The organism is Auritidibacter sp. NML130574, from assembly GCF_003185725.2.
GTDB lineage: Bacteria > Actinomycetota > Actinomycetes > Actinomycetales > Micrococcaceae > Auritidibacter > Auritidibacter ignavus.
The window spans coordinates 2517990-2531888 of the sequence record NZ_CP031746.1 but is presented as its reverse complement, the minus strand read 5'-3'; the positions used below and the strand labels follow the sequence as shown (position 1 = coordinate 2531888).

Below are 13899 nucleotides of genomic sequence, written 5' to 3'. Positions count from 1 at the left end.
CGCTATTGGTATCGTGACGAGCTGTCTGCGTAGTACTCATCCTCGGTCGCCATCTGCGCATACATCCGGTTCCAGGCCTGCAATTCAGCATCGCCGTCTCGGTCGGCACGACGATCCCGGCGGGCAGCCACAGCCAGATCATACCGACGCCACTGGACCACGGTAATAATAGCCATAATCACTGTGGGGAATTCACCGATGCCCCACATGATCGCGCCACCGATCTGTTGGTCTGCGATGGCCGAAGGACCCCAGTCGCGTCCAATCGCAGAAAACCATTCGGCTTCCAGCAAGGATTCCGATCCGGTCATCGCCACCCCGATGAAGGCGTGGAAGACCATGGTGGCCAACAGCAACACCAGTCGTAGCGGGTAGTTGGGGCGGTGTGGCAACGGATCAATCCCGACCATCACCGAGGCAAAAATGAACCCGGTGATCAAGAAGTGGAAGTTCATCAGTTCGTGGCCGATGTGCTGGTCCAACGCGAATCCGAAGAATGGCGTGTAGTAGAAGATCAGGATGGAACCGGCAAAGTTGATAGCAGCAAAGATCGGGTGGGTCACCAGCTTCGCCCACCAGGATTGCAACAGCCACAACATCCATTCTCGGGGCCCGCGGGTGCCATCAGCTCGAGCCGGTAGTGAGCGCATGGCTAGGGTGATGGGCGCACCCAACACCATGAAGAGTGGGGCGATCATGGTCAGGGTCATGTGGGCGACCATGTGGGCGGAGAACAAAATCATCCCGTACACTGCCGGGGCCCCGGAAGTGACCCACATCAGCACCACGAGTCCGGCCATGAAGGACACTAGCCGTAACACCGGCCAGTTATCGCCACGACGACGTAGCCGCAGGAAGGCCCTCAGGTACCACAGGGCCAAGAACACGATGATGGCCACCCACAACCAGTTCAGCCGCCATTCGGTGAACCAGCGGTCAAAGGTCAGCTCGGGCGGAAGCTCATAACCGGTCAGCAACCGCGCCGGGGAAGCTTCTGGGGGTTCTTCTTCGGGCTTGGGAGGCTCGGTCCGGGCCAGGATCACTGCCACGGTGGTTATCACGACCATCAGCACCACTTCGACCCCGATCAGTCGCCACAACAGTCGCTTGGCCCCGGGGCCGGGTTCAGCTGAACCGGTTTTCAACTGCGGAATCACGACCTGACGGTGGGCGAACCCAACCAGGGCGAGAAGCACCGTGATGAGGAACTTGGCCACGATCAGCACCCCGTAGGGTAGTGCCAACTCGTTGATGCTGTTCATCCGAATGTCGGCGTTGATCACCCCGGACAGGGCCACGGTCATGATCGACAGGGCGGCCAGCACGGAGAAGCGGGCCAGCACCACGTAGACCAGGGGCTGGTCGGCGACCCCGGAACCGGCGGTCTCGCGGGCGCGGTCCTGGCCGATCAGAGTGGTGGCGCTCAGACCGAGGACAAGTAGCCCTCCCACCCACAGCAACACGCCAAGCAAGTGTAGTCCGATCGAGTTCACGGCAGCGAAGTGGTCATCTCCGGAGGAAGAGTGCCCGATCAGCGCCATAGGGACGATACCGATCAGGGCCAGCACGGCGGTGAAGGCCATCGAGGTGGCACCTCGAAGTCCAAAAATCAGCGAGGTCACCACCGCTGCGATGAGGGTCATGGCGAACCAGGCCCGGCCCACCGCGATCGAGAGCACGAAGTCCACCAGGCCGATGGAGAACTCTGGTGAGGCGTTGAGCGGCATCCCGGCCATGTCGGAGTAGGTGAATACCAACTGGCTCAGCGCGCTCAAGGTCCAGATCACCGAAGAGATGGAGGCGATGAGCATCACGCGGGTATAGGTCGGATGCTCGTTGAGGTTTACTGTCTCTCCCCGGTGCACGGCCCGGCGGATTTGGTAGCTGGGGCCAGCCCAGCGTGGCAGGATGGCGCAGGCGAACACGAGCGCACCAACGGTGGTTGCCCAGGCCAGCGAGTGTATGACTTTGGTGATCGGCAGCCCCCAGCGGGTTAGGCCACCGGGGTCAGAGAGTTGTTGGACTCCGGTGACCCCAGCGGCGAGACCAGCTACCACCACGGTGAGTCCCCCGAGCACGATCGCAACCGGCCATACCCAAGCGGGCATACCGACGCTCGACTGCCGCACCGGGGCGGTGCTCGGAGTTTTCTCGATGGTCTTCACGGTAACCGGTCACTTTCTGCCCACTGGGGGCTGGATCAGCAAGGTGTTAGCGCTTGGTATCGGCCTCGGGCGAGTTGCCACGGCCGGCACGCATAATCAATGCCACGACAATGACAACCACCAAGACCACAGCCGCAACGATCGCCCAGAACACCCAGGAGGTAAAGATGGAGGCTTCCTCGGTGTTCTCGCCGGTTTGGGTGGCCGTGTTGGCTTCTGCCGTTTGGGTGCCTTCCTCGCTGACTTCGCTGGAGGCTTCCTCGGTGGGTTCCTCAGCCGCCCCATCGCAGTCTTTCGCGGGGTCGCCGGACTCCGGGGCGTTGGGATCAGCATTGGTGAAGCTCATGGTGTCTTCGCCGGTGTGCCCATCGGAGTAGATCACCCGGTAGCTGATCTCGTAGTCGCCGGCAGGTAGCCCGGGGCAGACATCGACGGCGATGTCATAGCCTTCGACCGAGACCTCACCGGTCTGCCATTCCTGACCGTCTGCATCCGAGACGGTGATCAGGTTAGCGAGGTTGGCCCCCTCAGTGGGTTGGCCAGAGAAGGTCAGGCGCACCTCATCGGGGGTGGTGCTGGTTTCTTCACCATCGGCCGGAGTGGTCTCGGTGAGGACGTCGTGGGCTTGGGCAGGCGCCGACAGGCTCAGTGCCATACCGAAGCTGAGAATGACGGCCATGAATAGGCCGGTGATCATGGTGGTCATGCGCACGCTATGGCGTGCAAGGGCAAGTGCGGTGTTCACGATACATCATCCTTGTCTGTACACGTTGTGACAACGTTGAAAATTAGTGATTCTGGCCACGCCAAAGAGCCGGCTCGGCCGGTGAGGTGGTTTAGAGACAAGGTTGAGTCGGTGGTCCGCGAGTGTGCCAGGAGAATAAGGCCTCGCAGGGATGGATCCACCAGCGCGGCGCGCTACGAGGTATCCGGGGCTGTAGCTGTGGCACCACGCCCAGCCCGGTATAGGAGAAGATTCGGCGGGGTACGACGACCACCGTGCGGTCGATCATGATCAGACAGATCCGCTGTCCGTGGACGATGAGCGCGGTGGTGAATAGCGCCGCCATCAGGTGGGCCATCAACATCGCGGAGCCCGCCGACGGCACGGCACCGGTCTCGGCGGAGTTGACGATAATACCGGTGACGTGGTGGTCAGGGTGTCCCGGGGCGACCACGCCAGTCACGGTGGTGCCCGCAGCTGCGGTGATCAGGGTGGAGGCGCCGTGAAAAATGATCTGGCCGAAGGTCAGGATCACCGCGGTCGCCCACCCGGAGATGCGCCGACCGGCCAGCAAGGTCGCAATTGGGGCGCAGAGTACGACGGTCAACAGCCAGACCGGTGAGATCAGCAACTGCATCAGGTCGGCGAGGATCCCGTAGCCGGTGGGCCCGTGCGCCAGTCCGTGCGCCATCACGTGGGCCACGGTGGCCACGCTGGCCGAGCCGGCTGCCACCAGCCAGCCACGTGCCAGGCGTGCCGGGCCGTGGTGTCGGGGTGCAGGCACACCACGAGAGCGGAACGGAGCTTCTCCGGTTCCGATCAGAGTGGTCGTGGCTGACACAGTGGGCCCTTACATGCTCGAAGTGTGGTGCGGTCTCTGCCTATTCTGCCACTCCTTGACCCAGAGGGCTGACATCGTGAACTCTAGGCCACCGCACACGATAATGCCCCCGCAGTCCACCACGGATTTGTGACGGCCTGCGGAGGCACCGCGACAGAGCCAGGCCCTGTCGCAACATGCTGAGGAGGATTACTCTCCGGAAGCAGCAGCCTTCAGCTTGGACCCAGCGGACAGCTTCACACCGTGGCCTGCCGGAATCTCGATGGCTTCGCCGGTGCGGGGGTTGCGTCCGGTGCGAGCAGCGCGGTCGGTGCGCTCAACAGAGAACCAGCCAGGGATGGTGATCTTTTCACCCTTGGAAACCTGCGAGGCGAAAACCTCGAAAACGGCGTCCAACACGCCGTTGACGGCGCTGGCAGAGTTTCCGGAACGCTCTGCAACAGCTGCAACGAGTTCACTACGATTCATAGCCATGTGTCCTCCTGGACGTTTGGTTGTTAGGTAAATCCGCCCAGCACCTGACTGGGCTCCCTGACGTGAAACTACCATCATTTCGGCTCCAACACGCAGTTTTCGTCGCGATTACTCGAGTTTCACGCCGAATTTTGCGCGATCTCTCAGCATGTGGACATTTTCTCCACGTGCGAAGTGTCTGCAACCGGTCTTGTACCTCCTTCGGCTATTTGGCCGGCTTGTGGGAAGCCGAACCCGGGGTGTCAGGGCTGAGATCTTGGTACTGGCTCACATCAATATCGGAGCTAGGGATGACCTCAGTGGGGTTATCGCGCGGGTCGATGCGTTTGATGCTGAATCCGGTGTAGGCATAGATCAAGTTGATCACCGGCACGAGCATCGCAAAGAACACGAAGGGAATGAATTCCAGCGGCGAGAGGCCGAAAACGTCGGCTGCAAAGACCGCGGGAACGGACCAGGGCACGAGGTTGATACCGACCGTTCCAGCAGCCTCGGCCACCCGGGTGAGATTGACCGGGGCCAACCCCATCTTCTGGTATGGGCCCAAGAAGGCGCGTGCGGGTAACAGGACGGAAACGTATTGTTCACCGGAGGAGATCGCCACGGTGAATCCGGCACCCATCGAGGTAGCGACCATGGAACCGGGGCGCTTGACTCGGCGCACCACTGTTCCCACCAGCGATTTGAAGGCTCCGGTTTTTTCCAAGATTCCGCCCAAGGCGGTAGCGACCACGACCAGGGCAATGGTGCTCAGCATCTGGGCGACACCACCCCGAGAGAGCAGAGAATCAATAAATTCCACACCAGTTTCGCTGGCGATACCAGCACTCATCGACTGCATGACCTCGGTCAGGGAGCTACCCTGCACGATTAACGCCGTGGCTGCCCCCAAAAGGGCCACCATCAGCAGGGTCAGGAGCGCCGGAACCCGAATTAGCATCAGCCCAATGGCGATCACGGGCACAATCAACAGCAAGGGGTGAATCACGAACTCGGCGTCTAAAGCCGTGAGAAGTTCTGTCACCTCGCCATCACCCACGCTCCCCTCGGCGCCCATCGGCCAGCCGATGAACGCGTAGATGGCCAGCGCAATCACCAGAGCGGGTATGGTATCCCACAGCATATGGCGGATGTGGTCGAAGAGTTTAACCCCGCCCATCGCGGCCGCCAAGTTAGTGGTGTCAGACAGCGGGGAGAGCTTATCGCCGAAGAAGGCCCCGGAGATCACGGCACCGGCCACCAGGGCTGGGTGAAAGCCCATTCCCTGCCCAATCGCGATAAAGGCGATGCCGACGGTAGCGATGGTGGTCAGGGAAGTCCCCAACACCAACGACACGATGGCCGGTACCAGGCATGCCAGCGGAAGGAAAACCACCGGCCAGATGGCCGTCAGACCGTAATAGATGATGGTCGGGATCAGACCACCCTCGATCCACGTACCGATAATCATACCGATGAGAAACAAGATGAACACGGCCGGCAGTGCTCGACTGACGCCGCGGACCATCGACTGCTCCAGCTCTCGCCAGGTATATCCCAGCGCTTTACCGATCACGACAGTGACGATCACGGCTGACATCAACGGGATCACCATGTCGATATCCCACACAGAAATCGACAGCAGGGCCATCACCACCAAAACCGCGATCGGCAGCAGGGCTACTGGCACCGCAGGAAGCTTATGTTCTGTCATCGGTCTCCTTAGACGGGTGGCCGGGGTGACGGCCAGAAATGTCAGGGCGCCAGTTCCTTGGGTCAGGAAACCCACGCTTTGTGTCTTGGCTCACATTAGCGCAGAGATCTACTCAGCACAATCATCCCCGTTATCGTTCTCTATCGAGATAGACAACTCGACAAAAGACAATGACCCGTATGCCACCCACGGGTGTGCATACGGGTCATCGTGCTGGCTGACTGCGAATGAGCGGAACAGCTCGCACTAGCAACTAGCTGGCATGAACTGATGTTTACCAGGAAGACTTGGTGATACCGGGCAACTCGCCTCGGTGTGCCATGTCCCGAAAACGAACGCGGGAGATACCGAACTTCTGGAGGGTACCGCGGGGACGGCCATCGATGGAGTCGCGGTTGCGAACCCGAACTGGCGAAGCATCACGGGGAAGCTTCTGCAGGCCGACGCGAGCTTCTTCACGAGCCTCATCGGAGGCGTTGGGGTCAACCAGTGTGGCTTTCAGCTGCTTGCGCTTCTCGTCGTAACGGGCGGCAATAACTTTACGCTGCTCGTTCTTGGCGATCTTGGATTTCTTAGCCAAACCTCAGCGCTCCTCTCGAAACTCTACGTGCTGACGGACAACGGGATCGTACTTCTTCAACGTAATCCGGTCAGGGTTATTCCGACGGTTCTTCCGGGTCACGTAAGTGAAGCCGGTGCCGGCAGTCGACTTGAGTTTAATAATGGGACGCAGGCCCTTATCTTTTGCCATCTTAGAGCTTCACTCCTTTGGCGATCAGATCGTTGACCACAGCATCGATACCGCGAGCGTCGATCACCTTGATGCCTTTGGTCGAGACATTCAGGGTTACCTTCCGGCCGAGCGAAGGCACGAAGTAGGTCTTTTTTTGGATATTTGGATTGAACCGGCGCTTGGTACGACGGTGCGAGTGGGACACGTGGTACCCAGTACCTGGCCCAGCTCCGGTTACCTGGCAATGTGCTGCCATGATCACTCCTCGATTTAAGTACTAGTAAAAGGACGGGCAGAACCCGAAAGAGGATCCCGCCACCAGTGTGTACACCGCACTCTTACTGCGACTTTCCGAAGGTAAACCAGGCTGGGTGAGAACCAACCGAAGTGCCCTTAATCGCTAGGGTGAAGACGGTGAGTCCCTGTTTTACCAGGGATCCAGTTTAGGGAACGACGCCGTTTTCCGGCACGAGGACACCATGACGCATCTCAACGTACATGATGCGGACTCGCACGACGCGTAACAAACTTCTATTGTAGGAGTTTCGCTACTTGCGGGCAAATTAACCACGGGACGAGCTGATCACATCGGGCGATCAGTCGTCTTCTTCATCCTCGTAGTCCAGCAACCAGTGATCGGGGTCAATTTCTTCCAGTAACTGAGAGAACAGGTCGTCAATCGTTTCCAGATCTTCGTCATCGAACACGGACAACACCCGGCGACGCACCGAATCAGCGTAACGACCCTGAACCTTCTCCACTTCCTTCTCACCCTGTGGAGTCAGCTCAGCCATGGTCACACGCTTATCGCTCGTGGCTGGGGTACGGATAATCACGTCGCGTTCTTCGAGCTTGCGGGCCACGTGAGACAGGCGCGACAACGAGGAATTGCACCGCTCGGCTAATTGCGACATGGTCAACGCACCGTCTGCATCATGCAGAGCAGACAACACTTGGAACTCAAAGAAGCTCAGAGAACCGGCTTTTTGAAGATCCGTCTCGATCATCGGGCCCACGGTCATAACAACCGCTACCGCGCGCCGCCAAATATCTGCTTCCTTCTGGGTCAGCTGCGCTTTTCGTCTTTGTGAGTGGTGTGGAGCCATCTTCCTTGTCTCTCTTGCCTTCCCGAAAGTTCGCCCTTGATGGGTATTTAAAGTGCGAACAAACAATTGTAAACGTAGAACACCTTGTGTTTCACGAATACCTTAGCCGACACTGGTTTTGGCATTGGTTCTGGTAATCTCCGGTCGACTAGGGGAATGAGTTTAGTCAGAGAAATAGTACACCACAGAAGTGGGAAGAAACGCCAGGGTTTCATCAATACTACCGTGAATTCTCTCAGGTACTTATCAGTAATTATTCAGTTCTTTTACTGCCTCGCCAGTCCACGATGGCGACGAACAAAGCAACGAGGCCGAAGACCACTAAAACGAGGATCGAGACATCGAATGCGTTGAGGTATTCTCGGGCAGTTTCTGGTCTGATCTCCTCAACGTCTTTTCCGGCATTCACCGGCAGGTGAGCGGTCATGCTATAAAACACCGCGGTGGCCACGGCCACACCGATGGCATTGCCGACCCGCTGGCCGACCTGATAAAAGGAGCCAGCAACGCCGGCTTGGGGCAACGGCACGTCAATCAAGCTCCTCATCTGGTTAGCTGACATGACGATACCGGGAGCGATACCAGCTACACCCATAATGATTGCCATAATCAGTGGTGTGTATTCAGCAGAGACTATGCGGGCACCCAGCGCCAGAGACAGCAACGCGATGATGAACAGGATGAGACCGGCGAAGACCAGCTGAGGAGCGTAGCGCAACGTATATCGCCCCACCCAGGCTGCGGCGATAGCCGATACCACGGCCCACGGCACGGTGATGAGCCCGACCACGAGCGCCGAGTGACCCAGACCTTGTTGGTTGTAGAGGGTCATCACCAGAAACAGCGGTGGCATCATAGCGAACCAGAGGCTGGTAATGATCACGCCGTAGCGATATGAGCTGTAGCGGAACAGCGCGAAATCGAGCACCGGTGATTTACCCTGGGCCTTATACCGAAACTCCCAGATGACGAATCCGGCACCGGCGATAACTCCGAGGACTAGCAACAACCATCGGGCCGGGATGTCTTGGTCGGTGCCACTGGTCAGCACGAAGGGCAACATCATGAATAACACAGTGGCTGCCAGAAGCCCGACGCCGACCAGGTCAAGTTGTCGGTCGCGCACATCGCGCGGCTGATCCTTGGGAAGTAGCCAGATAGCCAGTGGGAGCACAATGATCACCAGGGGAACATTCATTCCGAATGTCCAGCGCCACCCGAGTTCGGGCCCGAGCGCTCCAATAAATAGACCACCAACCGCTGGGCCAAAGGAGGTTCCCAAACCAATGCTGGCCCCAAAGAATCCGAGTGCTTTACCACGTTCTTGGCCTTGGAATAAGTTTTGAATGATGCCCAGGACCTGGGGCATCAAGGTGCCAGCTGCAATGCCCTGGACAATGCGAGCGGTAACCAGCATGGTCGATGAGATCGACAGCATGGCTACCAGCGAGGCGATGGTGAACGTCACCAGCCCGATCAAAAACATTGATTTGCGGTTCCAGGTGTCTCCCAGCCGTCCGGCGGGAACGAGGGCCACTCCGAAGGCCAACACATATCCGGCGACGATCAGCTGGTTATCGGTCGTGGTTGCGCCCAGGGTTTCTCGAATAGGTGTCAACACCACGTTGACCTTGACCAGATCGAGGATCGTCAAAATCGCGGTGACCGCGCAGACGGTAAAGGCTAACCAGGGGGATTGTCGCGGTGCGGTAGTGCCAGTGGCAGAGGCGGACACCGAAATACGCTCCTTCGTCTCAGGGGGTGTTCGTGACAGATCGTCGCCGATAATAGTGTGATAACCCGATTATCCTACGCCGATTGGATTCATCGTGACCGACGAGCCTACGCCTCCACAACCCGCTCTGCCCGCCTGCCTATGTGGCAGCTTGCGGGTGGCCGAGCAGTGCTGGATACCGTTGTTACGTGGCGAGCGGTATGCGCCCACGGCTGAAGCCTTGATGCGGTCTCGCTACACGGCTTTCGCCGTGGCAGACCGCGACTATGTGATGCGCACCCGGGCCAGTCAGTCTCGCCCCGAGCAGGTGGTTTTGGACCCTCGCCAGCGGTATACCGCATTGCGGATTCGTGACGTGGTTGCTGGTGGGTCTCAGGATGAGACCGGAATCGTGGAATTCATCGCTTTTTCCCGCGATACTCACGCAGGTCGCATCATCCAGCATGAGCGCTCACAATTTATCCGCCAAACTCTTGACGATACCCCCGGGTGTTGGGTGTATCTTGAGGGCGAAATTTTCGAACACTGAATCCCCGACCTTCAGCCAGCTGCGCAGACGAAAGGACCCGTTGTGCCAAGAGTTCATGTCATCGCCACCGGTGGGACCATCGCCTCCCGGACCGAGCACCACAGCATCGGCTCAGTGGCCTCCGATAGCGTCGAGGAGCTCCTGGGAGTCATCACATCCGGTGATCGCGAAGCCCACGAGGATTGGCCGGAGCATCAGGTCAGCGGTGAACAGCTCTTCTCGGTCAATAGTTTCCGACTGACCTTCGCTGATCTTCGCCAGATCGCGTTGGCGGTTGAGCAGGCAGTCGCCGATCCGGAGGTGGTTGGCGTGGTGATTACCCACGGCACCGACACCATCGAAGACACCGCCTTCTTCTTACACTGTGTCTACACCGGTACCGTTCCGGTGGTCATCACCGGGGCCCAGAAGCCTGCCGATGACCCAGCGGGGGATGGCCCGGGAAATTTGCGCGAGGCCATCCTGGCAGCCGGGCACCCGCACATGGCTGACACCGGGGTCACCATTAGCTTTGCCGGACGGATTCATTCGGCTCGCGCCACCCGCAAACACCACACCTTGGCTCCAGAGCCTTTCACCGGGGGCACCGAGATCGCGACGGTGACACACGGAAAACTGGTTCGCCAGGCCACGGCGGCCGCCGGGCCGGGGCTGCCGATGCCAACCGCCGAGATTGGCTCGGTGCAGATCCCGATTCTCGAAGCCGGCCTGGGCAGCTCGGCCCAGTTGGCCCGCCACCTGGTCGAGGACTCCGCCTCATGTGGAATAACCCTGGACGGGCTGGTATTGATGGGCACCGGAGCCGGTAATGCCGCCGACGGATTTGTGACGGTCGTCGACCTCGCCTGTCAGCACCACATCCCGGTCGTGTTGGCTACCCGCACCACATTCGGTCCGGTGGTGGCGATCTACGGTAACGGTGGGGGTGTGGACCTGGTCGCGGCCGGGGCGATGCTGGCCGGTTCGCTCAGCCCCTATCAGGCCCGGATTCTGCTGGCACTGCTGGTGTGCGCAGGTTTCGCAGCAGATCAGCTGGCTAATCGGTTTGCCGAGGTAGCCGGGTAGAGCGGGTTGTGGCCGGCAGTGACCTGCTCAGCAGGGCGCACCGGTTCGGGTGCGGTGCCATCCCCGAAAGGTGTACCGCCCAGTTCCTCACGACGGTGAGCGCTCAACCAGCCGGAGACATTGGGTCCGGCCGGCACGATCTGGGTGGGATTAATATCGGCGTGGACAATGTAGTAGTGCTGTTTGATCTGGACGAAGTCCACGGTGTCACCGAAACCGGGGGTTTGGAATAAGTCCCGGGCGTAACCCCACAGGGCCGGGAATTCGGTGAGTTTCTGGCGGTTGCACTTGAAGTGGCCGTGATATACCGGGTCAAAGCGCACCAAGGTGGTGAACAGGCGCACGTCGGCTTCGGTGATGTGCTCGCCCATGAGGTACCGGCGGGTGGACAGCCGGTCTTCTAACCAGTCCATGGCATCAAATAATCGCGTGTAAGCCCGGTCATAAGCCTGCTGCGACCCCGCGAATCCGGCCCGGTAGACCCCGTTATTCACCTCGGTGAAGATCCGGGTGACCACCTCGTGCATCTCCTCCAGCTGGTCCTCCGGTAACAGGTCAGGGGCTCCAGGCCGGTGAAAAGCACGCCACTGGGTAGAGAAGTCCAGAGTGATCTGCGGATAGTCATTGGTCACCACCGCGCCGGTCGGAATGTCGACGATGGCTGGGACGGTAATACCGCGCGGGTAGTCGGGAAACCTGGCGAGGTAGTTTTCCTGCAACCGGTGGGTGCCAAGCACCGGGTCGTGTTCTGTCTCATCGAGGTCAAAGACCCAGGAGCGTTCGTCATGGGTTGGGCCAGGGGTACCCAAGGAGATCGCGTCTTCCAGCCCCAACAGTCGTCGCACGATCATCGTCCGGTTCGCCCAGGGGCAGGCGCGGGCGGCCACCAGCCGGTAGCGTCCGGACTCCACGGGCCAAGCTTGCGCGTCGTCGGTTAAACCGGCCGAGAGGTCGGTGAGCTGGCCTACCTGGTCATAGGCCACCCGTTCAGCGGCCGTGATCGCTTCCGGGTCGGCGACGATCCGGTCGTTGATGTAATTTGTGTCGCGGTTATATTCTTGACCGCTTGTCACGTAGCCGGTTGCGCCCTGTAATTCCATACACTCAATACTATGGCAGTGGTACAACGCACAACAGCTCATACCGAAGTGGTCCGTTCTGATAATGCCTCGGGGATGACCCTGACCGGCACCAATACCTACCTGATCGCCGCCCCAGAGGCGCAGACGGTGGTGCTGGTGGATCCCGGCGAGGCCGCCTCACAGCGCGAGCACCTGGCGCGGGTACGTCAGGCCCTGCACGGTCGGAGCGTGGAACTGATCGTGATCACCCATCACCACCCGGATCACACCGGCGCGGTCGAATACTTTCACCAGCAGCTCCAGGCCCCGGTCACCGCATTCTCCTCCAGCTGGTGTCGCCATACCCAACCGGTGGCCGACGGAGGGCACATCACCGCGGCCGGTACCACCGTGCAGGTATTGCACTCCCCCGGCCATACCTCTGATTCGATCTGTCTGGTTTTACCGGAAGACCCTGCGGTGATCACTGGGGATACCGTGCTGGGCGCCGGGACCACCATGCTGGATCATCCCGATGGTCGACTGGTGGACTATCTGGCCACGATGGACCGCCTGATCGCCACTGCCGAGGGCCTGACTGATCATCCGGCCACCACCGTTCGTGGTCTGCCGGCCCACGGGGATCCGTTATCAGATCTGGCGCAGGTTGCCCGGCAGCTCTCCGCGCACCGCTTGCAACGCGTCGAACAGCTACGGCAAATGGTGGATCTTGCTGCCTTCCGGGGTCGTGATATCGAGGTCGCTGACCCCGTAGTGCAGTCTTTAGCCACCGAGGTCTACCCCGATGTTCCGCCTGAGGTGCGCGGTCCGGCCGTGCAAACCGTAGCTGCCACACTGCAGTATCTGATCGATCACCGCTGATCCCACGCCCCGTGCTGATTCGAAGGAGTTTCCCGTGAAAAACACGGATGACCGCTCATCGACCTCCTCCTACGAGCAGGCTTCCGACCACGCACCCGTGGCACTGATCACCGGCGCCTCCTCCCAGCTGGGGGCCGCTTTTGCCCGGCATTTGGCCGCTCAAGGGTATCGCTTGGTGTTGACCTCTCGCCACCTTGACGGGCTGGCGGCGGTGGCTGAGGACGTCGAGTCCCGCTACCGGGTGGTGACCGAAACGTTAGTGGCCGATCTGGCGGAGTTTGCCGGGCGCCAACGGGTGATCGACCGGTTGGTGAATCCGCGTTACCCGGTCCAAATGCTGGTTAATAATGCCGGTGTGGGGCTGGCCGAGGACTTTGCTGATAGCGACTGGGAGACTGAGGCCCGGATGATTGAGGTCAACTTCACGGCCCCGATGCATCTGATCCACGGCGCGCTACCAGCATTTCTGCGTCGCGGAGGTCGGATCGTGAATGTCTGCTCGATCGCCGGGTTGTTCCCGGACGGCTCCTATGGGGCCACCAAGGCCGGTCTGGTGGCTTTCTCTCGGTGGGCGCATGCTCGGTACCACGCTGACGGTGTTAATGTCACCGCACTGTGTCCGGGCCTGTTGGACACCGACTTCCATGTCAATTCCGGCGTCGACGTCTCCCATCGGCCCAAGTGGAGTTTCACCGAAGTGGATCAAGTGGCTCTGGAGGGGTTGGCCGCGGTGCATAAAGGCGAGCCGCTGTGCATTCCCGGCCGTGCTGCGAAGTTGCTGGCCCGCTCCGCCAAGGTGTTACCCAACCGACTGGTGGCCTCCATTGCTCGCAAACGGCCGCTAACCGGTAGCTCCGAGCAAGATTAGCCCAGAGACGATAAGCTCAGAAG

General features: G+C 60.0%; 15 protein-coding genes. 4 read left to right on the top strand and 11 right to left on the bottom strand.

Features of this window, described 5'->3' with window-relative positions; translation table 11 throughout:
- Positions 1-2: 2 nt before the first annotated feature.
- From DCC27_RS11495 to DCC27_RS11450, 10 genes are all read right to left on the bottom strand, one after another.
- A complete protein-coding gene (locus DCC27_RS11495; RefSeq protein ID WP_233487904.1) occupies positions 3-2165 on the bottom strand; it encodes a cytochrome c oxidase assembly protein in 2163 nt (720 codons plus the stop codon).
- Between the two features lie 46 nt (positions 2166-2211).
- Positions 2212-2910 (bottom strand): copper resistance CopC family protein, encoded by a 699-nt coding sequence (locus DCC27_RS11490; protein ID WP_110098067.1) that lies wholly within the window; start codon positions 2908-2910, stop codon positions 2212-2214.
- Positions 2911-3001: 91 nt separating this feature from the next.
- Positions 3002-3730 (bottom strand): hypothetical protein, encoded by a 729-nt coding sequence (locus tag DCC27_RS11485; RefSeq protein ID WP_110100732.1) that lies wholly within the window; start codon positions 3728-3730, stop codon positions 3002-3004.
- Between the two features lie 189 nt (positions 3731-3919).
- A complete protein-coding gene (locus DCC27_RS11480; protein WP_110098069.1) occupies positions 3920-4204 on the bottom strand; it encodes an HU family DNA-binding protein in 285 nt (94 codons plus the stop codon).
- A gap of 205 nt (positions 4205-4409) precedes the next feature.
- The gene (gene nhaC, locus DCC27_RS11475) at positions 4410-5897 is read right to left on the bottom strand and encodes a Na+/H+ antiporter NhaC (RefSeq protein WP_110098070.1); all 1488 of its coding nucleotides are present in this window, start codon (positions 5895-5897) and stop codon (positions 4410-4412) included.
- 274 nt (positions 5898-6171) lie between these two features.
- A complete protein-coding gene (gene rpsN / locus DCC27_RS11470) occupies positions 6172-6477 on the bottom strand; it encodes a 30S ribosomal protein S14 (protein ID WP_110098071.1) in 306 nt (101 codons plus the stop codon).
- A 3-nt stretch (positions 6478-6480) separates the two neighbouring features.
- The gene (gene rpmG / locus DCC27_RS11465; RefSeq protein WP_110100733.1) at positions 6481-6648 is read right to left on the bottom strand and encodes a 50S ribosomal protein L33; all 168 of its coding nucleotides are present in this window, start codon (positions 6646-6648) and stop codon (positions 6481-6483) included.
- A gap of 1 nt (position 6649) precedes the next feature.
- The gene (gene rpmB / locus DCC27_RS11460; protein ID WP_110098073.1) at positions 6650-6886 is read right to left on the bottom strand and encodes a 50S ribosomal protein L28; all 237 of its coding nucleotides are present in this window, start codon (positions 6884-6886) and stop codon (positions 6650-6652) included.
- 340 nt (positions 6887-7226) lie between these two features.
- The gene (locus DCC27_RS11455) at positions 7227-7736 is read right to left on the bottom strand and encodes a MarR family winged helix-turn-helix transcriptional regulator (protein ID WP_110098074.1); all 510 of its coding nucleotides are present in this window, start codon (positions 7734-7736) and stop codon (positions 7227-7229) included.
- Between the two features lie 253 nt (positions 7737-7989).
- Positions 7990-9471 (bottom strand): MFS transporter, encoded by a 1482-nt coding sequence (locus DCC27_RS11450; RefSeq protein ID WP_158524563.1) that lies wholly within the window; start codon positions 9469-9471, stop codon positions 7990-7992.
- 94 nt (positions 9472-9565) lie between these two features.
- Here DCC27_RS11450 and DCC27_RS11445 point away from each other — a divergent pair, with 94 nt between their 5' ends.
- Positions 9566-10000: a YchJ family protein gene (locus DCC27_RS11445; RefSeq protein WP_199223060.1), complete on the top strand. Its 435-nt coding sequence runs from the start codon at positions 9566-9568 to the stop codon at positions 9998-10000.
- A gap of 42 nt (positions 10001-10042) precedes the next feature.
- Positions 10043-11065, top strand: coding sequence for an asparaginase (locus tag DCC27_RS11440; RefSeq protein WP_158278419.1), 1023 nt, complete (start codon positions 10043-10045; stop codon positions 11063-11065).
- Here the strand turns inward: DCC27_RS11440 and DCC27_RS11435 are convergent.
- Positions 11029-12165 carry a glutathione S-transferase family protein gene (locus tag DCC27_RS11435; RefSeq protein ID WP_233242801.1) on the bottom strand — a complete coding sequence of 379 codons (1137 nt, stop codon included), beginning with the start codon at positions 12163-12165 and terminating at the stop codon, positions 11029-11031. The two genes, DCC27_RS11440 and DCC27_RS11435, sit on opposite strands and share 37 nt — an antisense overlap.
- 12 nt (positions 12166-12177) lie before the next feature.
- Between DCC27_RS11435 and DCC27_RS11430 the strand changes: the two genes are divergently transcribed.
- Together DCC27_RS11430 and DCC27_RS11425 are read left to right on the top strand one after the other, a co-directional pair.
- A complete protein-coding gene (locus tag DCC27_RS11430; protein ID WP_110098079.1) occupies positions 12178-13008 on the top strand; it encodes an MBL fold metallo-hydrolase in 831 nt (276 codons plus the stop codon).
- A 34-nt stretch (positions 13009-13042) separates the two neighbouring features.
- The gene (locus DCC27_RS11425; RefSeq protein WP_158278420.1) at positions 13043-13876 is read left to right on the top strand and encodes an SDR family oxidoreductase; all 834 of its coding nucleotides are present in this window, start codon (positions 13043-13045) and stop codon (positions 13874-13876) included.
- Positions 13877-13899: the final 23 nt, after the last annotated feature.